At 37.7% G+C, this 25,530-nt stretch carries 21 protein-coding genes and 2 tRNA genes; 11 read left to right on the forward strand and 12 right to left on the reverse strand.

Annotated features, from left to right (window positions below; translation table 11 throughout):
• The first annotated feature begins 1,267 nt into the window (after window positions 1–1,267).
• Both trxA and HMPREF0666_RS04670 read left to right on the forward strand, forming a co-directional pair.
• The gene (gene trxA, locus HMPREF0666_RS04665) at window positions 1,268–1,777 is read left to right on the forward strand and encodes a thioredoxin (RefSeq protein WP_009011186.1); all 510 of its coding nucleotides are present in this window, start codon (window positions 1,268–1,270) and stop codon (window positions 1,775–1,777) included.
• A gap of 9 nt (window positions 1,778–1,786) precedes the next feature.
• Window positions 1,787–2,143: a MarR family winged helix-turn-helix transcriptional regulator gene (locus HMPREF0666_RS04670; protein ID WP_009011187.1), complete on the forward strand. Its 357-nt coding sequence runs from the start codon at window positions 1,787–1,789 to the stop codon at window positions 2,141–2,143.
• Window positions 2,144–2,299: 156 nt separating this feature from the next.
• On the opposite strand, the gene HMPREF0666_RS04675 is transcribed toward HMPREF0666_RS04670, so the two are convergent.
• Complete coding sequence (locus HMPREF0666_RS04675; protein WP_009011188.1) at window positions 2,300–3,841, reverse strand: RNase adapter RapZ; 1,542 nt, start codon at window positions 3,839–3,841, stop codon at window positions 2,300–2,302.
• A gap of 123 nt (window positions 3,842–3,964) precedes the next feature.
• On the reverse strand, window positions 3,965–4,174 hold the full coding sequence (locus HMPREF0666_RS04680; protein ID WP_042856033.1) for a hypothetical protein: 210 nt from the start codon (window positions 4,172–4,174) through the stop codon (window positions 3,965–3,967).
• A 483-nt stretch (window positions 4,175–4,657) separates the two neighbouring features.
• Here HMPREF0666_RS04680 and HMPREF0666_RS04685 point away from each other — a divergent pair, with 483 nt between their 5' ends.
• The 8 genes from HMPREF0666_RS04685 (at window position 4,658) to HMPREF0666_RS04720 (ending at window position 15,236) form a co-directional block, all read left to right on the forward strand.
• Window positions 4,658–5,881, forward strand: a complete 1,224-nt coding sequence (locus HMPREF0666_RS04685) for an HD domain-containing protein (protein WP_369750536.1) — start codon at window positions 4,658–4,660, stop codon at window positions 5,879–5,881.
• A gap of 46 nt (window positions 5,882–5,927) precedes the next feature.
• Window positions 5,928–6,968: a UDP-3-O-(3-hydroxymyristoyl)glucosamine N-acyltransferase gene (gene lpxD, locus HMPREF0666_RS04690; protein WP_009011191.1), complete on the forward strand. Its 1,041-nt coding sequence runs from the start codon at window positions 5,928–5,930 to the stop codon at window positions 6,966–6,968.
• A gap of 5 nt (window positions 6,969–6,973) precedes the next feature.
• A complete protein-coding gene (locus tag HMPREF0666_RS04695; protein WP_009011192.1) occupies window positions 6,974–8,362 on the forward strand; it encodes a bifunctional UDP-3-O-[3-hydroxymyristoyl] N-acetylglucosamine deacetylase/3-hydroxyacyl-ACP dehydratase in 1,389 nt (462 codons plus the stop codon).
• An 18-nt stretch (window positions 8,363–8,380) separates the two neighbouring features.
• Window positions 8,381–9,151, forward strand: a complete 771-nt coding sequence (lpxA, locus tag HMPREF0666_RS04700) for an acyl-ACP--UDP-N-acetylglucosamine O-acyltransferase (RefSeq protein WP_009011193.1) — start codon at window positions 8,381–8,383, stop codon at window positions 9,149–9,151.
• A gap of 114 nt (window positions 9,152–9,265) precedes the next feature.
• Entirely contained in the window at window positions 9,266–10,177 is a 912-nt protein-coding gene (miaA, locus tag HMPREF0666_RS04705; RefSeq protein WP_009011194.1) for a tRNA (adenosine(37)-N6)-dimethylallyltransferase MiaA, read from the forward strand.
• A 92-nt stretch (window positions 10,178–10,269) separates the two neighbouring features.
• Complete coding sequence (locus HMPREF0666_RS04710) at window positions 10,270–12,795, forward strand: transglycosylase domain-containing protein (protein ID WP_009011195.1); 2,526 nt, start codon at window positions 10,270–10,272, stop codon at window positions 12,793–12,795.
• A 138-nt stretch (window positions 12,796–12,933) separates the two neighbouring features.
• The gene (locus HMPREF0666_RS04715) at window positions 12,934–14,691 is read left to right on the forward strand and encodes an ATP-dependent RecD-like DNA helicase (RefSeq protein ID WP_009011196.1); all 1,758 of its coding nucleotides are present in this window, start codon (window positions 12,934–12,936) and stop codon (window positions 14,689–14,691) included.
• A gap of 5 nt (window positions 14,692–14,696) precedes the next feature.
• The gene (locus tag HMPREF0666_RS04720) at window positions 14,697–15,236 is read left to right on the forward strand and encodes a hypothetical protein (RefSeq protein WP_009011197.1); all 540 of its coding nucleotides are present in this window, start codon (window positions 14,697–14,699) and stop codon (window positions 15,234–15,236) included.
• A gap of 112 nt (window positions 15,237–15,348) precedes the next feature.
• On the opposite strand, the gene HMPREF0666_RS04725 is transcribed toward HMPREF0666_RS04720, so the two are convergent.
• The 10 genes from HMPREF0666_RS04725 to HMPREF0666_RS04765 all read right to left on the reverse strand — a co-directional run bounded on the left by HMPREF0666_RS04725 (window position 15,349) and on the right by HMPREF0666_RS04765 (window position 24,335).
• Entirely contained in the window at window positions 15,349–15,834 is a 486-nt protein-coding gene (locus HMPREF0666_RS04725; protein WP_009011198.1) for a ferritin, read from the reverse strand.
• A 280-nt stretch (window positions 15,835–16,114) separates the two neighbouring features.
• Complete coding sequence (locus HMPREF0666_RS04730; RefSeq protein WP_009011199.1) at window positions 16,115–17,131, reverse strand: branched-chain amino acid aminotransferase; 1,017 nt, start codon at window positions 17,129–17,131, stop codon at window positions 16,115–16,117.
• A gap of 124 nt (window positions 17,132–17,255) precedes the next feature.
• Window positions 17,256–17,444, reverse strand: a complete 189-nt coding sequence (gene xseB / locus HMPREF0666_RS04735; protein ID WP_009011200.1) for an exodeoxyribonuclease VII small subunit — start codon at window positions 17,442–17,444, stop codon at window positions 17,256–17,258.
• 41 nt (window positions 17,445–17,485) lie between these two features.
• Complete coding sequence (xseA, locus tag HMPREF0666_RS04740; protein ID WP_009011201.1) at window positions 17,486–18,790, reverse strand: exodeoxyribonuclease VII large subunit; 1,305 nt, start codon at window positions 18,788–18,790, stop codon at window positions 17,486–17,488.
• Window positions 18,791–18,815: 25 nt separating this feature from the next.
• Window positions 18,816–20,240 (reverse strand): S8 family serine peptidase, encoded by a 1,425-nt coding sequence (locus tag HMPREF0666_RS04745; RefSeq protein ID WP_009011202.1) that lies wholly within the window; start codon window positions 20,238–20,240, stop codon window positions 18,816–18,818.
• A gap of 98 nt (window positions 20,241–20,338) precedes the next feature.
• A tRNA-Lys gene (locus tag HMPREF0666_RS04750) sits at window positions 20,339–20,411 on the reverse strand.
• A 39-nt stretch (window positions 20,412–20,450) separates the two neighbouring features.
• Window positions 20,451–20,523, reverse strand: a tRNA-Lys gene (locus HMPREF0666_RS04755).
• A 1,200-nt stretch (window positions 20,524–21,723) separates the two neighbouring features.
• Complete coding sequence (locus HMPREF0666_RS04760; protein ID WP_157600242.1) at window positions 21,724–22,662, reverse strand: SH3 domain-containing protein; 939 nt, start codon at window positions 22,660–22,662, stop codon at window positions 21,724–21,726.
• A gap of 18 nt (window positions 22,663–22,680) precedes the next feature.
• Window positions 22,681–22,920 carry a hypothetical protein gene (locus tag HMPREF0666_RS16050; RefSeq protein ID WP_009011204.1) on the reverse strand — a complete coding sequence of 80 codons (240 nt, stop codon included), beginning with the start codon at window positions 22,918–22,920 and terminating at the stop codon, window positions 22,681–22,683.
• A 185-nt stretch (window positions 22,921–23,105) separates the two neighbouring features.
• Entirely contained in the window at window positions 23,106–24,335 is a 1,230-nt protein-coding gene (locus HMPREF0666_RS04765) for a hypothetical protein (protein WP_009011206.1), read from the reverse strand.
• An 871-nt stretch (window positions 24,336–25,206) separates the two neighbouring features.
• Here HMPREF0666_RS04765 and HMPREF0666_RS04770 point away from each other — a divergent pair.
• A partial coding sequence (locus tag HMPREF0666_RS04770; protein ID WP_009011207.1) for a helix-turn-helix domain-containing protein occupies window positions 25,207–25,530 on the forward strand: 324 nt, incomplete at its 3' end.

A 25,530-nucleotide genomic window follows, 5' to 3' on the forward strand; every position in this document is an offset into this window, starting at 1 on the left:
ATTGCATTAACTTTTTTCTCAACGAATGAGTACTCAACTCTTAAAGTGCAGATACGCATTTGATTATATTATGTACGTAATTACAGCTCAAAGATTTTTTACCAACAGAACTAAAAGCTATGAGACAAGTATATGAAGTATCACCCCACTCCCTCAAACGCTCTTTCACAATACCCCTGCTTATACTCAATAAACATAAAATTGATTTATAGCTCTGTTGAAATCTGTCATTTGAAAGTCTATTACTCTTTGGCAAAGGTAATCAAAAAACATATAAAATCAAATTCATAAACAGAAAAACTAAAATTCAAGGATACTATCTGTAATTACCAACAGACGCTATTATACAAATAATTTTAATTTTGTTTTGCTGTCATTTTTAACATTTCATGTAAACATACTATAAGTCAATTAGTTAACAGCTAATATCAGATGACAGCAGTGACAGCAAATTTCATTTTGATAATTCAGCTTTGTTCTAAACACATAAAAGATAAAGCAAAAAACTCAATCAACCAAGTAGGCTTCGTTCTTCCTACTTAGGAGAAAAAAGTTGTTTATGAGGTTACTCCTACAAAAGCAGCCTTCCCCTTTTATGAACTAACTGGCAATGACCAAAGAGACGTACTGAAGAACGTAGTAAAATTTGTAGTCACCCCTATAAGACTATTGAAAAAGGAGAAGCAACGGCATAAATACAGAAAGAAAGTGTAAAGATATTTTAGGACACACTGTCCACTTCTTATTGAAAAGGGCTGAGAGAGATGTGTAGAAGAGGCTTATCTGCGTTCAAGAACATGCCCTTCTTGAAGACAGAAGACACCCTTCTTGAAGCAAGAAAGGCATCTTCTTCGGCCATACTTATAACATATTGATTTATTGTATGTTATAAGCTTAATTATTACAGACACTACACTTTTACCGTGAAGATGTACACCTTTGCATTATGTCATGATTTTTCATCTTTCTACTGATTGTTTCGTAATAAGGAGTAAGTACCGAACTATTTTAAGAGAGATACTGGTAAATGTAAGAGAAAACAATCTTCTCGCCCAGAGAACTTACTTAAAAGCAATATAAAACGTATAAAATTGTAATCAAAAAGTCGGATGAGACAAATTTGAGACATCGTGAATAATTTTCCATTGGAAATTTGGTAAATAACAAAATAATACTTATCTTTGCAACGTTTTCCTAAGGAAAGCAAAATTAATAATAACAAACCGAGTAACAAAAGGACTTCGGTAAAATAAAGATTACACATATAATGAAACGTACAGCAACACTTGTAGTGGCTATCATGGCATTAACACTGACTGCTTGTAAGGCAGATAACAATCCTAAAAAACAGGATAACAGTGCAATGACTACAGAGCAAACAGGAGTAACTAATCAAAATGAAGGAAAGGAAACAAAGATGACTGTAACAGAAATGAACTCAGAGATGTTCCAACAGAAAGTTATGGATTTTAAGAGTAATCCTAAGACATGGAACTTTAAAGGTGATAAGCCTGCTATTATAGATTTCTATGCAACATGGTGTGGTCCATGCAAAGCAACGGCTCCTATCCTTGAAGAGATTGCTGGTGACTATGCAGGCCAGATTGATGTATATAAAGTTGATGTAGACAAACAGCGCGAATTGGCAAGCCTTTTCGGCATTCGTTCAATCCCATCAATACTCTTCATCCCTAAGACTGGCGAACCATCAATGCAGACAGGAGCTATGAATAAGGCTCAGTTTGAGGAGGTTATTAAGTCTGTCTTATTGAAGTAAAGACCAATAATGGATAATCATTGCATCAGTAAGATTCGTGAAATATTTCGTGTCATCACCTCTTTTGAAAGTAGACTACAACAGCAAATAGGCTTGAACATCAATGAAGCGATGTTGTTATGTCTACTTTCAGAGAGCGAAAAACCTATGTTGGCAGGCGAGATAGCCGAAGAGATGGGTTTGACACGTTCTAATACTTCAAAGGTGATAGCCTCATTAGAGCAGGCTTCACTTATTCACCGACGTGCTTGTTCGGAGGATGGTCGCTGCCAAAGATTCCATATCACAAAGCATGGTTTAGACAAATTAGACCATTTGCATTGTGACTCTATAGCGGTGCCTGAAGAATTAAAGGAAATAATATAGAATATATTGCAATCTTTCTGAGCAAGAATAAGCGTTAATAAATATAGGGACGTATAGACAGTGAGTTGCCAAATGGCCTGTTAAATACTCACGAACTATACGTCCCTATTCTTATTCTATTATCTAAAACCACCTACCCTATAAAGTTCCTAAGTATTATTTAGCTTTTAGGGTCTGCTCGATACCTTGTTCTCTGTGCGTTATGTGTACTTCTATCCCATATTTCTCATTAAGATGTTCGGCAAGATGCTGTGCGCTATAAACAGAGCGGTGCTGTCCACCTGTACATCCAAAAGAAAACATCAAGTCGGTGAATCCACGTTGCATATAGCGTTCTACATGATGGTCAGCAAGCTTATAAACAGGCTTCAAGAAGTCGAGTATTTCCCCATCATCCTCAAGGAAGCGAATGACAGGTTCGTCTAATCCCGTAATCTTCTTATATGGCTCGTATCGACCAGGATTATGAGTACTTCTACAGTCGAACACATAACCGCCTCCATTACCAGATGTATCTTCAGGAATACCCTTCTTAAAAGAAAAACTAAACACACGTACTACCAGCGGACCCTTACCATCATATTTAGAGAATGTGGCAGGACCATCTAATGGATTAGCCTTATAAACATCTTTCTCTGCTGTTTTCAAGCCATCAGTTCTATTGGCCGCAGGCTTCTCTATATGCGCAAACTGGGGCAATAATGTCAGTCGCTTCAACATATCCATCATGTAAGGATAAGGAAAAATATCATCTCCTAAGGCCAAGAGATCACGTAAATTTTGTATCGCAGGAGGGATAGAATCAATGAAATGTTTCTTCCTTTCAAAATATCCACGGAACCCGTATGCACCTAAGACCTGTAACGTACGGAAGAGAACAAACAACGACAATCGATTGACGAAATGGCGTTTAGAAGGAACCTCTGTATAATTCTTAAGACTTTGATAGTATTCAAATACCAACTCACGACGCAGCTTGAAAGAGTACTTTGCGCTTGCCTGCCACAGAAATGACGCAAGATCATAATAGAAAGGTCCTTTTCTTCCACCTTGAAAGTCTATGAAATAGGGGTTTCCCTCCTTGTCTAACATGATATTACGAGCTTGGAAATCACGATAGAGAAAAGAGTCCATTTTCTCCGAGGTTAGGTCTTTCGCAAACATACGGAAGTTTGCTTCAAGCTTTAATTCATGGAAGTCGAGCTCAGTTGCTTTAAGGAAGCAATACTTAAAATAGTTCAAATCAAAGAGTACACTCTCCTGATTAAACTCTGGTTGTGGGTAACAATTAGAGAAATCTAACCCTCTTGCACCACGCAATTGGATATTTGGCAATTCTCTTATAGCATTGCGTAACAGTTTTTGTTCAGCAAGATTATAGCGTCCTCCAGCCTCTCGCCCACCCCGTATCGCATCGAAGAGCGACATGTTACCAAGGTCTGTTTGTAGATAACAAAGCTCATCTGCAGAAACAGCCAATAGGTGTGGTACAGGTAAGCGCCGCTTCTTAAAATGCTTAGCAAGATAGATGAAAGCATGATTTTCATCTCGGCTTGTTCCTATAACACCAATAACAGCATTACCTTCTTCATCATATAATCGGTAATACTCACGGTTGCTACCTGCTCCATCCAACTTTTCTACATTTGAGGGTCTACTACCCTTCCAATTCGTATATAGTTCTAATAGTTGCTCCATAATCCAATTTGTTATGTAGGCTAATTGCAGAACGACTCGTAACGCCTCGTTCTCCTTCTACATAATGACCTCTACATTTTGATAGCTTTAGAATGATAAAGCTACAAAACCACATGCCTAAAGTTAATCGTCTTGCTCTTCCAGCTTTTTCTTAATATCTTCAGCACGTTTCTCACTTTGCTTTTTATGGTCGTACTGACGTAATAAACCATCTATCAACAGTAGGATAACGAGGACTCCACCAGTAATAAACCATGACCTTGTGAGATAGTATATGCACCCAATAACTATGAAGAGTACAACAAATTCTTTCCAGTTAATCAATCGTTTCATGCCTACAAAGTTAACGAAAAGATTATAGATAAGAAATGAAACAGACAAGTTTTTATGTTATTTATTCTAATCTATCGTTTTCCCTGATTTGATATTCTTGCTGCCTGATAACCATGTAAGTTATGTTTGTCATAGGCGAAACAGGGGCTTACTAATTGCAACTTACGTTATTCGCAATCCCAATCTTACCATTGATTAAGCTTTCAAAAAATCAGCACTAAGTCTTCGTGATATCATTAATAAGCCCTTGTACACAGATTGAGAATAAGAAGTAATAAGCAGGATAATCCCTTAAAAAATTAGTAGAAACTGATAAATTTGACATTGGAATTGGAATATAATACAACAAATATGGCTTTGAAAGGAAGCAGAATGGTCTTTTCTACATGATACCAGTAAATTATTAATAGGACAGGCTGTTGTCTAAAGGAAATATATTACCTTTGTAATCTAATGATAAAAGAGCAAGATAACATAGAAAAGATGACAGATGCAAAGATAATAAACGACCCTGTTTTTGGATTTATAAAAGTGCCACGTGGATTGTTACTTGACATCGTTCGTCATCCACTTATGCAACGACTTACACGCATAAAACAATTGGGTCTGACACAGGAGGTGTATCCAGGTGCACAGCATACACGTTTCCAACATTCTTTAGGTGCTTTTTATCTTATGAGTGAGGCTCTTGTGTCGCTACAACAGAAAGGAGTCTTTGTCTTTGATAGTGAGGCTGAGGCTGTACAAGCAGCTATTCTCATGCACGACATTGGTCATGCTCCCTTCTCTCATGTCTTGGAGAACACACTCATCAGCGGTATAACGCATGAAGAAATATCATTGATGATGATGGACCGAATCAATCAAGACATGCATGGAGCACTAAATCTTGCTATTAGTATCTTCAAAAACGAATACCCAAAGTCCTATCTCCATCAGCTTATCTCCAGTCAACTTGACATGGATAGGCTTGATTACCTTCGTAGAGATAGCTTTTTTACAGGGGTAACAGAGGGTAATATTGGTTCAGCACGTATCATCAAGATGCTTAACGTGGTTGACGATACGTTGGTGGTTGAGTCAAATGGAATCTATTCTATTGAGAATTATCTTACTTCCCGACGACTTATGTATTGGCAGGTATATCTGCATAAAACAACAGTCGGATGTGAGAATGTTCTTATAAATGCTTTGCACAGAGCCAAACACTTAGCAAAGAAGGGGGTTGAACTATTTGCCTCACCTGCCCTTCGCTACTTCCTTTACAATGATATAACTGCCGATACTTTCCATAAAGATGGTAAAGCATTGGACAACTATATAGCATTGGATGACAACGATATATGGAGTGCCATTAAAGTATGGCAACAACATGATGACAAGATACTTTCACTTTTGTCATCAAATCTAATAAATCGGAAAATATTTAAGGTGGAAGTGAGAGAAAAGGAACCTACAGAAGAAGAACTTAAACAGCTTAAACAACAGATTTCAGAACAATATGGAGTAAGTATCACTGACTGTGATTACCTTGTAGGAGTAAATCGAGTACAGAAAGATATGTACAATCCTTTCGACGACCACATCAGTATTCTCTATAAAGATGGTACGATGAAGGATATAACCGAGGCGTCAGAGATTTTGAACATAGAATTACTCTCAAAAAAATATGCAAATATTACCTCTCTTATCAACGTTTCTAAATAAAAATCCCTATCTTTGCACAAATAATAATCAATAAACGGCAATATAAATGGAATTCTCTGCGAAACAAATATCGCAATTCATACAAGGTTGTATTGAAGGTGATGAAAACGTTACCATTAATACTTTCGCCAAGATTGAAGAAGGTAAGAAAGGAGCTATCTCCTTTCTTGCAAACCCTAAATATATACATTATCTTTACGAAACAGAGTCCAGCATTGTCCTCGTAGATGAAGACATTCAAGTAGATAAACCCGTTAAGCCTACGCTTATCCGTGTGAAGAACGCACGCGACTGTGTTGCAAAGTTGCTGCAATTATACGAGGGTATGAAGCCTAAGAAGCAGGGTATCGATTCTCTTGCCTTTGTTTCATCTAAGGCAACTATTGGTAAGGATGTATATATTGGTGCTTTCGCCTATATTGGTGATGGCGTAACTTTGGGTGATGGCTGTCAGATTTATCCTCATGCAACGATAATGGATGGTGTGCAGTTAGGTAACAATTGTATTGTTTATCCAAATGCAAGCATCTATCATGATTGTAAGATAGGCAACAATGTCATCCTCCACTCTGGCTGTGTGATTGGTGCTGACGGTTTCGGCTTTGCTCCTAATCCAGAGACCAACAGTTATGACAAGATTCCACAAATTGGTATTGTCACAATAGAAGATAATGTAGAGATTGGTGCCAACACCTGTATTGACCGCTCAACTATGGGTAGCACATACGTACGTAAGGGTGTTAAACTCGATAATCTCGTTCAAATAGCACACAACAACGATATTGGAGAAAATACTGTTATGTCTGCGCAAGTGGGTATTGCTGGGTCTACCAAGGTTGGACAATGGTGTATGTTTGGCGGGCAAGTGGGTATTGCTGGTCATATCACTATTGGTGACAAGGTGTTTCTCGGTGCACAGTCAGGAGTTCCTGGTAGTTTAAAGAGTAATCAACAACTCATTGGAACCCTTCCAATGGAACAGCGTGCTTACTTTAAGTCACAAGCAATCTTCCAACGTTTACCAGAGATGTACAAGCAGCTGAATGCGCTACAAAAAGAAATAGAAGAACTGAAAAAGAATAAATAACATACATGGAAACAGTTAAGCAGAAAACATTAAAGGGAAGTTTCTCTCTCTTCGGAAAGGGACTTCATACAGGATTGAGTCTTACTGTAACATTCAACCCTGCCCCAGAAAATACAGGCTACAAGATACAAAGAATTGACCTTGAAGGACAGCCTATCATCGACGCTGTTGCAGAGAATGTTGTCGACACTCAACGTGGTACTGTATTGGCCAAGGGTGAGGCACGTGTTAGTACGATAGAACATGGAATGTCTGCTCTTTATGCAATGGGTATTGATAACTGTCTGATACAAATTAATGGTCCTGAATTTCCTATCCTTGATGGTTCTGCGACGATGTATGTTGATAAAATCAACGAGGTAGGTATCGTTGACCAGAATGCTCCAAAGGATTACTACATCATCCGTAAGAAGATAGAGATTAAGGACAAGAATGGTTCTGTCATTACCATTCTCCCTGACGAACAATTCTCTATCACTGCTATGTGTAACTTTGACTCTAAGTTTATTAGTAGTCAGTTTGCTACGCTGGATGACATTAACACCTACGCAACTGAGATTGCGCCAGCACGTACCTTCGTTTTTGTACGTGACATTATGCCGCTCTTGCAGGCTAACCTTATTAAAGGTGGTGACTTGGATAATGCCATTGTTATCTATGAGCAGCAGGTTTCACAAGAGAAACTTGACCAGTTGGCCGATCTCTTAAAGGTTCCACGTATGGATGCGAATAACATTGGTTATATTCAGCATAAGCCATTACAGTGGGATAATGAGTGTACACGTCATAAGCTTTTGGATATCATTGGTGACATGGCTTTGATTGGTAAACCTATTAAGGGTCGTATCATCGCTACTCGCCCAGGTCATACTGTGAACAATAAGTTTGCTCGCTTAATGCGTAAAGAAATACGCAAGCATGAGGTGCAGGCTCCTATCTATGACCCAAACGAAGAGCCGTTAATGGATAATATCCGTATCCGTGAACTCTTACCACACCGCTATCCAATGCAGTTAGTTGATAAGGTCATTGCAATGGGCTCAACAAGTATTATTGGTATAAAGAATGTAACCAGCAACGAACCATTCTTCCAAGGACATTTCCCACAGGAACCTGTGATGCCAGGTGTGCTACAGGTAGAAGCGATGGCTCAATGTGGTGGCCTCTTAGTACTCTCTCAAGTAGAAGAGCCTGAGCGTTGGTCAACCTATTTTTTGAAGATTGATGACGTTAAGTTCCGCCAGAAAGTCGTTCCAGGTGATACCCTCATGTTCCGTGTTGAACTGCTCGGTCCTGTACGTCATGGGATTAGTTCAATGAAGGGTTATATGTTTGTTGGTGAACGTGTAGTAGCAGAAGCCACCTTCACAGCACAGATTGTTAAAAACAAGTAATTATAAGATTATATTATCATGAATCAGATAAGCCCATTAGCCTTTGTTCATCCAGAGGCAAAACTTGGTGATAACAATATAATTGGACCGTTCTGTTATATCGATAAGAATACGGTTATCGGCGATAATAACGTATTCCAAAATAGCGTGACCATCCACATCGGTGCACGCTTAGGCAATAACAACGAGATTTTCCCTGGTGCCAGTATATCTACTAAGCCACAGGACTTAAAGTTTAAGAACGAGGAGTCAATTTGTGAGATTGGTGATAATAACTCTATCCGTGAGAATGTTACTATCTCACGTGGTACAGCTTCAAAGGGTGTCACTAAAGTTGGTAACAACAACCTATTGATGGAATGTGTACATGTTGCTCATGATTGCGTCATTGGCTCTGGTGATATTATTGGTAATGCGACGAAATTTGCAGGTGAGGTAACTGTTGATGATAATGCAATCATCTCTGCAAATATTCTCTGTCATCAGTTCTGCCATATCGGTGGATACGTTATGGTACAGGGTGGAAGTCGTTTCTCTATGGATATACCACCATATATTATTGTAGGTAAAGAGCCTGCACGCTATATGGGTATCAATCTTATAGGACTTCGTCGCCGTGGTTTCTCAAATGAACTCATCGAACTTATCCACAATGCTTATCGTATCCTTTATGGTACGGGCACGCGTGCTGAGAACATTCAGAGAATTAAAAGCGAATTACAACTCACTCCAGAGATACAATATATCATCGACTTTGTTGAAGCATCAGAACGTGGAATTATAAGATAATAGTTCTCCCCCTTTCTCTTTTAAGAGAGAGAATATGTGTTTGGTAACAAGTGTATAAAACATATCCATACGATGTAAAAGTGTAGTGGAAGTCTGTTATAATTATTTATCAGCTTGAAAAATAAGACATTAATAATAATTACTGGACCGACAGGAGTTGGTAAAACAGAAGCTACACTGCTTATCGCAGAACATTTTAATGTGCCTGTTATCAATGCTGATTCTCGACAGATATTTTCAGAAATACCTATAGGGACAGCTGCACCAATAGCTCAACAACAACGGCGTGTACCACACTATTTTGTTGGTAACCACCACTTAGAAGATTATTATTCAGCAAGTTTATATGAGCAAGATGTATTGAATCTCATTAATAGCCAAGACACCTCTATCTCTCTACTATCAGGTGGATCAATGATGTATATTGATGCTGTATGTAAAGGGATTGATGATATACCAACAATCCGACCCGAGATACGTGAAGAGATGATGCGACGCTTAGAGATTGAAGGGTTGGAAGAGATGTGTAACTTATTGAGGAATCTTGATCCAGAGCATTGGGAAATTGTAGATAGGAAAAATCCACGACGTGTCCTCCATGCACTTGAGATATGTATCCAAACGGGGAAGACATACACTTCCTTTCGTTCAAACACTACAAAGGAACGTCCATTTAATATTATTAAGATTGGACTAAACCGGGATAGGAATGAGCTCTACGACAGAATCAATCAACGAGTTCTAAACATGATTGACGAGGGGATGATAAAAGAAGCATTACGTGTCTATCCTAAAAGGACGCTTAACTCACTTAATACGGTCGGATATAAGGAGATGTTTGAATATCTTGATGGATTAACAACACTTGATGAAGCCATATTTAAGATTCAGAGTAATACACGTAAATATGCTCGGAAACAACTTACATGGTATAAAAAAGATGATGACCTTCAATGGTTCAATCCAGATAACGTTGAAGAAATCTTAAAATATATCAGCACAATAGTTTCAGATACAAGTAAATAGCTATCTTTGTATAAGATAGCATGGCTCCCTAAGAAGTTCGTTTTCGAACGATATCAATGGGTAGGCCTTTTCATGATGAAGAATAACAATAAATGGTAAAGAAGATTTTCAAATTTATTAAAAGTATCATCCGAGGGATTATAAATTTCTTTCCTTGGTATGCTAAACTTTATAAAGGGCGTGCTTGGTATACCAAGACAGCGGTAGGAGTAGTATCGTTTATTGTCGCTATCTTCCTCTATTTGGGAATGGTAGACATTAATTTCCTGTGGTTGTTTGGTAAATCACCAGGGTTTATTGATATCAAGACTCCACCTACATACGCTGCATCTGAAATTTATAGTGCTGATTCTGTTTTAATAGGTCGGTTCTATAAGGAGAATAGAACCCCTGTGAAATATGAAGAAGTTAATCCAGCTTTTTGGAATGCACTCATTAGTACAGAGGATGAACGCTTCTATAGCCATCATGGAATTGACTTTATGGGTATCGGAGGTGCCATCAAAGACGCTTTAACACGTGGTGGCGGTCGAGGTGCTTCAACGATAACACAGCAGTTAGCTAAGAATATGTTTCGTGTCCGCACGCAGTATTCTTCTGGCTTGTTGGGACATGTCCCAGGTCTTCGTATGCTCATCATGAAGAGTAAGGAATGGATCATTGCAGTTAAATTAGAGCTTATATATTCTAAGAAAGAGATTCTTACAATGTATGCTAATACTGTTGACTTTGGCAACAACTCATTCGGTGTTAAGACAGCAGCAAAGACTTATTTTAATACAAGCCCTTCTAAATTGTCTATAGATCAAGCTGCAACCTTAGTAGGCATGTTGAAAGCTACAACTTACTATAGCCCTATATTACATCCAAAGAATTCTATACGACGTCGTAATACTGTGTTATATAATATGGTCACGCATAATGTGTTGCCACGTAATGAGTATACCACATACTCTAAGCTACCAATGAAATTAGATATACACGTCGAAGAAAATTATGACGGACAAGCACAATATTTCCGTGAATATATATCTGAGTATTTCAAAGATTGGATGAAGGATAATGGTTATGACCTCTATAGTAGTGGCTTAAGAATATATACTACTATCGACACTCGTATGCAAAAGTATGCAGAACAGGCTGCAACAAAGCAAATGGAGAAGGTACAGCAGAATTTTAATAACCATTGGCGAGGTATGCAACCTTGGCGCGATGCACAAGGAAATGAGATTCCAGGGTTCATTGAAGGGATTGCAGAACGTCAACCTTTCTATAAGAAACTATTACAGAAGTATCCTAATCAGCCTGATAGCGTTCTCTATTATCTGAACAAACCACACAAGGTAAAACTTTTCGACTATGAGAAAGGGCAGATAGAGAAAGAAATGTCTTCAATGGACTCTATCCGTTACATGGTTAAGTTTATGCACTGTGCTATGGTTGCAATGGAACCTGAGACAGGCGCAGTAAGAGCTTGGGTGGGTGACATCGACTTCAAGACTTGGAAATATGATAAGGTGGTTGCACAACGTCAACCTGGTTCTACTTTCAAACTCTTTGTCTATTCAGAAGCATTTAACCAAGGATTAACACCTTGTGACAAACGTCGTGATGAGTATATCAGTATGCAGGTTCTCGATAAGAAGACGGGCCAGATGAAGACATGGACACCACACAATGCAAATGGTAGATTCTCTAACGATTCAATCACATTAAAAAGTGCTTTTGCTCGTAGTATCAACTCTATCGCTGTACGAGTAGGCCAAGAGATGGGTATTAAGAATGTGATACGAACAGCACAAGAGATGGGTATAAAGAGTCCGTTAGATGACGAACCTTCTTTGGCACTTGGATCCAGCGACGTTAATCTATTGGAGTTAGTAAATGCCTATAGCACTATTGCTAATGATGGTGAACATCATGTCCCAGTAGTTGTAACACGTATCTTAGACAAGGATGGGAATGAGGTATATGTTGCTCCCAAAGATCATGAGAAAGCATTACCTTATAAGACAGCATTCCTCATGCAGGAGATGTTGAAAGCTGGTGTGAACGAAGGTGGCGGTACAAGTCTGGCTTTGCGTCATTATATCTTTGGTGATACCGATTGGGGAGGCAAGACAGGAACAAGTAATAACCATTCTGACGCATGGTTTATAGCTGTTAGTCCAAAACTTGTTGTTGGTGCATGGGTAGGAGGTGAATATCGTTCTATCCATTTCCGAACTGGTGCCTTGGGACAAGGGTCTAAGACGGCACTACCAATCTGTGGTGAATTTATCTATAGTTTGATGCGGGATAAGACTTTCCAAAAGTATCATGCTAAATGGCAGTTAGACCCAGATGAAGATATAGACCCTACTATGTATAATTGCCAGCCTTCAGTCATTCGTCGTGCAGCACCAGACTCATTACGAGATATATCTTCTGGTCATAGACGTCACAGAGAACAGGAAGAAGAGCCGAGCAACGAAAATGAGAATAGCGATGAAGGTGGCTTTATATTAGAGCCTGTACCTCAGCCGGCACCTGAACGACAAGGTAATAACAATAATAATGAGTCACAACAAATAATCAAGAAAGCGAAGAAGCCACGCAGTGAGGATATGGAAATATAGAGAAACAGGAACAGTGTATCCTATTAAAATGTTTCTGATTGTCTAAAAGTTATATACTAACTGATGGAATTAGCTTTTATATATCCACAGAGAATTTCTTTTCTGTGGATATATATGATTGATTAGACATCGATAGCAATGTCAAAGGAGAAAGCAATTACCGATATACAGAATAATACTGAACTTCAGAAAGCACTTCAGATTATTCAATTTACCAATAATAGCTTATTTCTAACGGGGAAAGCAGGAACAGGAAAATCTACATTTCTTCGTTATATTGCAGCAACAACAAAGAAAAAACATATTATTCTAGCCCCAACAGGCATAGCTGCAATCAATGCAGGAGGAAGTACGTTGCATAGCTTCTTCAAACTTCCTTTCTATCCACTTGTACCTAATGATAAACGTTACTCCGCTCGTAACTTACGTAGTACGATGAAGTACAATAGTGACAAGTGCAAACTATTACGAGAAGTAGAATTGATTATTATTGATGAAATCAGTATGGTTAGAGCTGATATCATCGACTTTATAGATAAGGTTCTCCGTCTATATAATCGTAATATGCGTGAACCTTTTGGAGGAAAACAACTTCTCTTAGTAGGAGATATCTATCAATTAGAGCCTGTACTAAAGGAGGAAGATCGTAAACTTTTACAACCTTTTTATCCAAGTTCTTATTTCTTTGATGCTAAGGTATTTCAGAATTATCCTCTTGTAAGCATCGAACTTAATAAGGTCTATCGTCAGAATGATCCTCTATTTATATCTATTCTTGACCATATACGTACCAATCAAGCGACTGACATAGATTTTAAACTGATTAATGAACGTGTTGATGCAGAATTAAGACATACTGGCCAAAATGAAGAGGATTTTATGATTACACTATCCACCAAGCGAGATACAGTAGACTGGATTAACAACGAAGGACTTGAAAACCTTGATGGGGACGCTGTAATGTTCTTGGGAGAAATTAAAGGAGAGTTCCCAGAAAGTAGCCTACCTACTCCTATAGAGCTAAATCTTAAAGTCGGTGCTCATATTATGTTCATTAAGAACGACGTAGAAAAGCAATGGGTAAACGGGACCTTAGGCATCATCATCGGTATTGACGAAGAAGCTGGTATGCTATATATACATACCGAAGAAGGCAACGACCTACAGGTACAACGAGAGATGTGGGAGAATATAAGATATCGATTTAATGAAGATGAACAGCGAATTGAGGAAGAGCAGATTGGGACTTATATACAGTTTCCTATTAAGTTGGCTTGGGCTATTACAGTACACAAAAGTCAAGGACTTACATTCAAGAACGTTAATATTGATTTCACAGGTGGTGTCTTTGCTGGTGGACAAGCATACGTTGCACTTTCACGGTGTACAAGTTTGGAGGGCATTACATTAAAAGAACCACTTCGAAGGAATGAGGTATTTGTAAGAAGTGAGGTAACACAGTTTGCCAAACACTATAATGATAATAATATTATCTCTACAGCACTTAAACAGAGTAAGGCAGATAAAGAGTACTACGACGCTATATCTGCTTTCAACGAAGGCGACTTTGATTCTTTCCTCCGTAACTTCTTCCTTGCTATTCATAGCCGATATGATATTGAACGTCCAGCAGCAAAGCGATTCATCAGACGAAAACTGAATATCATTAATCAGCTACGAGATGAAATTGAGACGCTGAAAAAAGAACAGGCAGAAAAGGATAAATACCTAAAAGAATTATCGGTGGAATATGTTATGATGGGAAAAGAATGTGAACAGGAAGCTATGACGGATGCAGCCATAGCAAACTATGAAAAGGCGCTTAGACTCTGTCCTAACAATCCTACTGCAAGAAAGAGATTAGAGAAATTAAAACCTCTCTGCAAAAAACTATAACAAACATGAAAAAGAAGAATAGTATTTCAAAACATATAGCTAAAATATTGCTTGTAATAGTACTTATTATTATTGTCATTGCATCCTGTCATAAGAGTAAGGCAATTGAAGGTAGTAATGATGAGGATACTGTCGCCGCAAAGGAGTTCACTCCACAAGTTGAGAATGGGAAACTGAATATAGACTTATTCAACATCACTTCTATTCATTTCCCTAAATACAAAGTGGCTAAGACTACTCCTTTCATACCCGACTCTGTCAGTTTAGCAGCTGATGAGGAGACTGTTGCAAGTGGTAACTATACTGCAACTCTAATACTTGACACCATTCCTAACAAGACGTTTTACCAAAGAGTAGAGCTTGCAGCACAGCATGATACTTGTTGGAATATTAATAAATTTGCCTACACCTACGAACGGAAAGATAAAACGGGAGGTTTCTATAAAATTGTTTTTAGTAAGGATGGACAGCAAATCAGTGTTACTCATCTGAATAAAGATATGATAAAGTTCATACCAAAGAGCACCCAACAACATCAGAAATAGTTGGAAATAAATAATCTATATGATAAAAATAATCTTATCCGTAAGTTTTAACTAATACAAACAAACAAAAATGTCAGAGCTAAATGCCCTGACATTTTTATTTTCTCCATTCTTATCGAGCTTGCTCAAGTTTGCTATCGATATGTGCAATAGCGTGACTTTCCAAGTGAGAGAAAGAATCCAAGATATCTTGAACATTCTTCTCTTCCTCAACCTGCTCGTCGATATACTTCGCAATGAAATTCTGTGAAGCACGATCTTTCTCCTCATCAGCTACGTCAGCCAATTTATTGATAAGATCAGTAACTTTGCGCTCATGAGCTAATGTCTCGATAAATACCTCTTTAGCATCAGTCCAACTGGTCTTAACAGCATCTATACTGGTAAGGAGTACCTCACCACCACGATGGAGAACGAACTGAGCCATATCCATTGCGTGCTGTCTTTCTTCTTCCGCCTGCTTATACATCCAGCTTGAGAAACCCTTCCAGCCTTCCTTACGGAACCAGCATGACATTTGAAGATAAAGATTTGATGACCACATTTCTGCTGCAATCTGTGCGTTAAACGCATCCTGCATTTTCTTTGATATATTCATTTCAATTATTATTTAAAATGTAACTTAATTCTTAATAAAAAAGTCATCAAGCATAATTCCGACTGCAAAATTACTACTTTATTGTTATTTTTCCAAATAATTCACTTATAAATATTTATCTACAGTATCAATTCCTTTTACCCAAAGACTTTATAACGTGTTTTACCTGCATAAAAATATACATCAAAGCACTAAGCAATAAGCTTATCGATACTTTGATGTAATTTTTGATAATTATGTCTCTTAACTTGACAAGATTTCTTTTCGTATTAAAGTAAACTTACTCAATGACGACCATAGTCCAACCATGCTTATCTTCAATCGTACCATATTGAATGCCACGAAGTGTTTCGTAGAGCTTTGTTGACCATGGTCCTGGCTTGTCTCCAAAATTATAAACCTTACCAGTTGTCATGTCATCTAGATGAGAAATCGGAGATATAACAGCAGCCGTACCACAAGCACCAGCCTCTTCAAAGCTATCTAACTCATCTTCAGAGATAGGCCGACGTTCTACCTTCATACCAAGATCTTCAGCAATCGTCATCAAACTTTTATTTGTAATCGAAGGTAAGATTGAGGATGATTTGGGTGTAATATACGTATTGTTTTTTATACCAAAAAAGTTTGCTGCGCCACATTCATCCACATATTTTTTCTCCTTTGCATCAAGATAGAACTCTGACGCATAACCTTGCTCATGTGCATGACGGTTGGCTCTCAATGACGCAGCATAGTTACCACCGACTTTATACATTCCTGTTCCTAACGGAGCAGCACGGTCCACATCACGAACAATAACGTAAGGATTAGCACAGAATCCACCTTTAAAATATGGACCAACTGGAGTAACAAAGATTAAGAAACAATATTCTTCGGCAGGACGTACACCTACTTGAGCAGAAGTTCCTATTAAAAGAGGTCGAATATAAAGAGACGCACCACTTTCGTAAGGAGGGATAAATTCTTGGTTGAGACGGACTACTTTCTTTACCATCTCAACAAATAAGTCTGTTGGGACTTCTGGCATTACAATACCACGGCTTGTATTCTGCAAACGTGCTGCATTCTCCTCTACACGAAAAACACGTACCTTACCATCTGGACAACGATAAGCCTTTAACCCCTCGAATGCCTCTTGGCCATAATGAAGACAGGTTGCAGCCATGTGAAGTTTTAGATACTCATCTGAAGAGACTTCAATTTCACCCCACTTACCATTACGATAGTAACAGCGTACATTATAATCTGTTGCCATGTAGCCAAAAGTTAAACTTGACCATTCGATATTCTTCATCTTCTTGTGTGTTAAGTTATTATTCATGATTATTAAATACAAAAGTAAACAAAATTATTTTATCATACAACCAATTGACAAGTTAAATATACTTATATGTCAATTTATAATTAATAACTCAACCTTATTCCTTTTCCAAGAGCTTTTGTATATCCGCATCTGTGCACTTTAGTTTGTCCTTACAAAGTTTTACCAATTCTTGTGCCTTTTTTAATTGTGCAGCCATTGAATCAATATCAAGTTCACCACTCTCCATCTTATCAACAATCTTTTCTAACTGTCGAACAGCTTCTTCGTATTTAATATCTTTCATTATTCCTTATTTATAAATTATATCTATTTGCTTATAAACTTTTAAGATGGTTTCTCAACTTTACTTTCTATCTGCCCTATTTCAAGTAGAGTAGTTATCGTATCACCAATCTTTAAATCGTTAGCATTATGAATAGCTTTACCGTTATGTAACGTTATACTATACCCACGTTTTAAAAGTAAAGTAGGATCAAGCAACCGAGCACGATGTTCAAGTACATCAAGTCGATGATGCTCAGAAGACAACCGACCTCTTACTGCAGGTTGTACTCGTTGTTGTAAAGAGAGCAGTAGAAAGTCAGATTGCTTCATAAGCTCTTTGGACGCTGTAAATAAACGCTGAAACAAACTTTCAAGTCGGGCTTCTTGCTTTGTTCGTACGATAGAGAATAACACGGGAATCTGAGCGCCAATATGTTTTATGCGCATATTCTCTATTTCTAATGCTTTTTTTACATAATCTATAATCGTTGATTGGGCGTTTTCAACTCTTATAAGTGTTGAAGTAAGATGATTGATAAGATAGGCCGCAGCTGCTGTTGGTGTCTTTACACGCTGATATGAAACCATGTCCAAGATGCTTTCATCACGCTCATGCCCAATCCCAGTAATAATGGGTAATGGAAAATTAGCTACATTTTCGGCAAGACCTAACGTATCAAAACCACTAAGATCAGCAGTTGCTCCACCACCTCGAATGATAACAACACAATCAAAATCTTCTTCACGATTATTTATATGATCCAAGGATGCAATAATACTACTTTCAACATTATCACCTTGCATGATTGCTGGGAACAATTCTACATGGAAATATAGTCCCAACTCATTATTCTCTAACTGATTACAAAAATCCCCATATCCAGCAGCTGTTGCTGAAGAGATAACAGCTATTCGTTGCGCAAACAATGGAAGACTAAGTTCCTTCTGTAAATCATATACTCCTTCTTCCTTCAACTGACGAATTATCTCTTGACGCTTACGCATCATATCGCCCATTGTATATTCAGGGTTAATATCATCTACAATCCAGGAGAAACCATACTGAGGGTGGAATTGAGCATGAACTTGTAACATTACTTTCATCCCGGCTCTTATCTGTTGTCCTGTGATACGAATGAAATAAGGTTTAATAGCAGACCAGATATTACTCCAGCATTTAGCAGAGGCCCGTGCAATAGGAACATTACTATTCTCATTCTTTTCAATCAACTCCATATAACAATGGCCACGATTCTCACGGACTTCAGATAGTTCTGCTTCTACCCAATAAGAACGTGACATCGTAGTGTTAATAACATCTGCCACAAGACTGTTCAATTCGAAAAGTGAGAGTGTCTTAGTCATTTTTCTGTGATTCTTTTCTACTATTTTACTTCTCACTATAACGAGTAGCAGCCTGGTATGCTAACCAAAAGTCAGGAATTCCATATCCCATAATATTATCTGGAGATTGACAATTACTTCCTGCTTGACGTACTATACTTATTATCTCTGAGGCTGATTTGTTAGGCGCAGCCTGCCACAGACAGGCTACCATTCCGGCAATGAGTGGACAAGCGAAAGATGTACCATTATCTGGAATAATATATCCCCTACCCGATACAACATTTGTCGGACAACCATAAGCCATCACGTCTGGCTTTATTCGTCCATCAGCTGTAGGACCTATTGAAGAAAAAGGAGCATTTATCTTATCTGGTGAAACCGCACCTACTGTGAGAATATTATAAGCATCGGCAGGAACATTAACTTTCTTCCATGTTCCCATCCCATCGTTTCCTGCACTATTAACAAGAATCATGCCCTTGTCTGCTAAACGTGATGCAACTTGTGATATAGCCGCAGTTTTTCCATTTAAATCGGAATAACAATAGTTCAGCGTCTTATCATCAAACCCATGATATCCCAGAGATGAACTAATAATATCCACCCCCACAGAATCTGAAAACTCAACAGCAGCAATCCAATAATCTTCCTCTGCGGGACTTTCCGTTAGATAGTCCTCCGTGCGAAGCAGCCAAAAATCAGCCTTGGGAGCTGTGCCAACAAATAAAGTGGGTTGATTCATAGCGATAGTAGACAACGTCTTTGTCCCATGATCCATTTCCTTAAAAACATCATCTTTAGACCCTGCAACAAAATTACGCGTTCCTTTAAGACTTAAATTCTTAAAGGCAGGCATCTTATCAACATTCATAAACCCTGCATCGAGCACTGCTATCGTTATACCTTGCCCCATGAAACCAAGATTATGTAATTTTCTTCCATTCAAGTTCTCTATCTGTTCTTTCCCCATACCATAATAATCGTGGGCAGAAGAGTCAAGGGTCTGAAGCTCTGAATTATAGTGTACACGCTGAGAAAAAGGACGAATCGAATCTGGAGATGTAAACACTAACTTGCTATCTTTGACAAAGGATAATACCTTTAAGTCTTCTAACGTCTGTCGATTGTCACCACGAACAAGCACAGAATTGTTCCATTTGCTTATAGCAACAACTTTACATCCTCTTTTCTTTATCTGCTGGAGATAGACAGGAGATACAGGTAAATCCGTTGAATCAATTTTCAATCCCTGACGTTCACGTCTAAGGATAGAAGCTTTTGAAAGGAACCTATCAGGTTTATCCAATGAAAAAGGTGTTCCATTCTTGTCCTTTAATGTTACACGAAACATATAACACTTACCTCCAGGATAACTTATCAGCCCCACCCCACTACTATAAGCCAACATTGTGGTACTTATCAAAAGAAGGGCAACAATTATGTATAATTTGTAATGAGTTCGTTTCATAATGTGCAAACTTACACAAAATAATCGAATTATACGGTAGAAAAGATAAGAAAATAACAAAAGAAAAAGGACTTCCTCATATGAGGAAATCCTTCTTGTACACCCTTAGGGATTCGAACCCTAGACCCACTGATTAAGAGTCAGTTGCTCTACCAACTGAGCTAAGGGTGCATGCTAAACGAAAAGACCTGGGTTAGAAATCAATTCTTGTACACCCTTAGGGATTCGAACCCTAGACCCACTGATTAAGAGTCAGTTGCTCTACCAACTGAGCTAAGGGTGCTCATTTCGTTTTTGCGAGTGCAAAGGTATTACTTTTTTATGAACTAACCAAACTTTTTCTATCTTTTTTAGTAATAAAGTTCTTATAAATCCTATGCTGTTATAGAATAAATACTTTATAACTATATGAGAATATGATGATTACAAAATGTTATAAATCCTATAAACAACCCTATTTTTCTTTATTAGGATTATGTATCTAATCTTATTATTCGAACAAATCATCAATTGTAGTTTAACATGTGTTTGATTACTTATAATAGTTCGATTACATCATTTACACCCTAACTTATTTTTATTTTCATTTGCTGTCAGTTTTAACATTTAGCGTAAATCACTTATTATTAAATTGTTACACCAATGATAATAATGACAGATATGACAGCAAAATTAGAAGCGATTTTCCAAAACTAAAATTTCCACAAAAGCAACAAAAGGAATGTTGCCCTTTACTGTTTACTGAATAAATGGTGTCCTATTATGTGGCTATCCATTATCTGCAAGTGCACCTTATCTTGTTACTGGCCTTGAATGAAAAACCAAAATAGCGAACAGCGACTTTGTGTACCGCAATATCGTACGTATCCTTTCACATTCTGATAACGAAAGAGAAGGGAGTTATTTACACACACGAAGAGTCAACAAAAAGCATGTAGTCTACTAAAAATACAGAACAATCAAAGAGATGTTGTACTAAGTTTCGCAGATGTAAAATCCTCCAAGTACTTACATAAGTTCTCCTGTTGTTTTATAAACTTCATCACTCTACATTTTGGGGAAAGCTAAAAATACGAAGTAAGTATCATCTTTGTTTCCTTTCAAGTTAGTATTTAGCCCAATAGAGATTTGTCCGGACGTCCCGGACAATCTGTCCGGAGGCCTCGGACAAATCGTCCGGAGGCTTTGGACAAACTTTCCGAGCACCTCGTACATTTCGTCCAGACGTCATGTACACTCCGTAAAGAGCCCTTTAGATTGTCTAATATAGAGGACGGCTAACTCGATATGTACATCTACTATTTTTGCGAATTGTATCTTTTAAAGAATCTAATCTATGAGGGAATGAGGCATTTAACGACTTGCATAGCCCGCTGTGTGTAGTGAGTTTACTATTAGTAAGAAGGGATTTATGGCACACTAAAGCATGAGAAGAAACAATATACAAGGATATTAGCTATCTCAGCCGATAAGAAGGATGATACTAATTATATCTAATTCTACTCTTATGAATATATCCAACCTTGCCGTTATCAGTCTTTACTTTCCACCATCCTCCACTCTTGTCTATAACATCAACAAAACTCCCCGATTTAATTCGAGTTATTATCTTAGCTTTAGGGCTTCCAGACTCACGTATATTAGTATAACCATCTGAATCTTCGATATAATAATCTGTTCGATCATCTGTCGTGGAGTTTAACAGGATTGCTGCTTCAACAATATCTCGCAAAGCTGTTTTTCCATAATAATTATTTCTTTTCATCCTCTGTGCAAGTCCCTTATCAACCAACATAAAGTTATAAAGATGTTGGTATGCTTTTTTATCCATTACCTTGAGAATATTACTTTGACGCGCTTCGTCATATTTATTCAAACAGTCCAACAAACATACCAAACATTCATCTTTCACTTTCTGCTCCACGTTGATTTGCTTATAATGCTTGTAGTAGGCATAAACAAGGTTTTCAAAAGCCTTCATACAACTTTTGTTTGATGCCGCTTGCTGATAAAACATGGTAATTAATTTCTTCCTGTATCCTCTTGATGGATTGTTATAGAACAAAACATTCTTGACATCATTGGCTATATAACCATTTTGACAAGTGTAATCTATGGCACGACGGATAAGCTGGTCATTCTTTTCATAATTTAGGTCAAAGACAACATCTATCGCATTGTCCTTGTTTTTATAGAAATAAGACAAAGAAGAGGGATTGTCATTGAAAAGTAATTTGTTATATGCCAGGAACATATCCGCTATACCATTTCCTTTCGTGTAAAGAACTTTTCGAGCCTCACTCATAGTCGGCTCATGGTCTAATGCAGGCTGATAAAATAGACTTTCATTGCCTGTAAAAATAAACCTGCCGAACTCATTGACAGAATATATAATATCCTTGTTTATATCTAAGCTGTACACTTGTGCAGACGGATGAAGTCATATTCCAAATAACTGTAGACACTTTTCTTTGAACACGTAATAGTCTGGTGTCTTATAACCATGTGATTTCGCATACTCTTCCAATAGGAGAGATTGCATACTGTCTTCACGCTCCATTAATCCTGTATTAACAAACTCATTCTCAACCATTATATGGTGGGAACCAGAAGACTGTGCTTGACAAAAGTTAGCAACCAATGCAAACAAACAAAATATTATAAATATGCGTTCTTTCATCCAATTTTCTACTATAGGTTGTTATATCAATTCATAATTCATCCTTACCTTACATATAGCAATCTTTACTATCATTGATGAGAAAAATGCCTTATGGAGATCTTCTTTCCATCCACCGATAGACATAAAAAGTGACATTACAGATAAGCTATCCATATAAAGTTAAATAATAGCATAATATTATACTACTCACCAGACATACGATGTCTTTCTATCTCAACTCCTTCCTGATACCGGTCATAGTGCCTTTGTATTATCTTATCAAAGTCCTTCAAGTGGAAGTAATTATTCTTCTTGATGAATGGGACAAAGTCTTTCTGATAGTACAGGGCATATCCAAAACCTTGATTATCACAAGGTGTCCCTATACATTTCTCATACATCAGACCATAATAATACCCGATGTATGCACCGGCTTTGTATCTTTCTTCTTTCGTCAGGTTGTCGAACTCTGGTTCATTTTCCATGTCCAACAAGGAAAATAAATATTCATCCAACATACAGTAATACAAATTCTTCCTATCAGCATGTTTCAACATATACTGCAGCAGTCCTTGATGGATGAGAAGTCTTCCATCCACAGCTTTTGAAACAAAGAGTTCCTTGTACTCTTTTCCTATAGGGAGTTCTTCCTCCCCTTTCACGTCATCTATCATCATCTTATTAATCACATCAGACTTGTCGTAACCGTATTCTTGGAACAACTCACGCAGGAAGTTCCTGTTATTATTCATAAGCCAAGTGAGTGCAGCCTTACTGTCGTGGAAGATAAATTGATTTTTATAGAAAAGATCTTCATCTGTCCTGTAAGATAATTTACCCTTTTTGACTACATTATTATCAGCATCTTCGTCATCAAAGCCTTCAAGATCGATAGCACCTTCAATTATAGGATGGAATATAATATAGTTGTATTTAGGAACAAAAATATTCCGATACCAAAAGCAAAATAGGGTTTCCGTAGCTCCATCGTCCATAGACCTACGCTGTTCCAAACGCTCTTGAGGTAGCCCGTCTTTAAATACATATCTGCGAAGTCCTTTTTTAAACAGAGAGTTATTTCTTTCAGATATATCTATATTATAATACTTCTTGAGAGCCTTTTGTGCCTCAACATCGCTAACAGGCTGAAATCCCATCCTTTTAAGGATTTCGAAATTCAATTCTACTGCAAGATCTGTATACTCCACTTTCTTGTCTATAGGCATTACCGTGACTCCATCAAGTCCTACTTCTGCAAGCTCTCGATAATATTCTCTGATTTTGTGGTCATTTTTCTTTATCAAGTCTACCTCCCTCTTCACAAGTCTTTCTTGATGGCCCTGTTGTTTTCGAGATTGCTTCGGAGGCTGTTCCATACAACTCACCATCCCTACGACATTTAGAATAAGTAATAAAAGACATACTTTACTCATAACACTATAATTATTATTTCATTATATATTTGTTCTTACAAAATTGATATGATTAGGCACTAAAGTCAGCCTACATAGAGAAATGCACCGAACAATAGCATTGATATACACACTCTCCATCATACTGTAACTCATCACGATGCGCTAACCTGTAGCATTGTAAGTATAACGGATTGTCTTATCCTCACGACTTAGCTGTCGATGCTGAGTCCACCTTCTACACCTTAACAAATTGGCTTATCCATCAGTCCAAAAGTCATCTCATTAGAATAAAAGGCATTTTTAACTATACCTGTAGCAAAATTTAAGCGATTTAGTTCGTCATATTAGTATGTTTTGAGAGAACTAACTTATTTGTAAGTTATTCCTACGCTATCTACATAATATACATCAGGAAAAGGTTCCTTTATCAAGCATCGTACTACGATATGATTGATGACCGAGTCTCCATAAATCTGATATAGGCTATCTGATTCATGAGATGTTGGGATTTTTTGCTTACTTCCTTTACATTCTATTTCGATCCCACTACTGTACCACCTCCCTCCAGAACCCGTTGGAATATAATACAATACTGGGAGTTGTTTGGTGAGATAACCTTTCAAACTTCTGCTTCTCAAATCGCATATACTATAAAAGATTAACCAAACTGCAAAAAACGCACAGCCTACAACATAAGAGTAGTAATCCATTTTCGCAAGTTCAACATAGAACTGCAATCCCAAGTGCTGGTGTAGCTTAATAATCTATACCTGAAAACACCGAGGGGTTTGGGGCGAGAAGCCCCCATGAGAAGAAAATCAACAAGCAATGCATAAAAATAAGAAAGGGAGACCTCTGTCTCCCAAAGATTAATTAATTTTGCATTGCAATGTACAAACAATTAACCTCGGAGCAAAGGTACACAATTTCTGTGCTACTCCAAAATAGAACGAAACAAAAAGATATTGCCAAGGCGATAAATGTAAGTGCAAGTACAGTGTCTCGTGAGATAAGACGTAATAGTGGAGTCAGAAGACACTATAATTGGGAAACTGCCCAAGCAAATGCAGTACAAACAAGGCGCAGAAAGCCAGGCAATCGTTCAGTCGACAAGGATGTCATGGAAGAGGCGAAGTGCCTTCTTATTACTGAGCAATGGTCTCCAGAACAAATATCTGGTGTATTGGCCAAGGACGGCAAGTATATTAGCCAT

It is taken from the genome of Prevotella sp. C561 (assembly GCF_000224595.1).
Classification (GTDB): Bacteria; Bacteroidota; Bacteroidia; order Bacteroidales; family Bacteroidaceae; genus Prevotella; species Prevotella jejuni.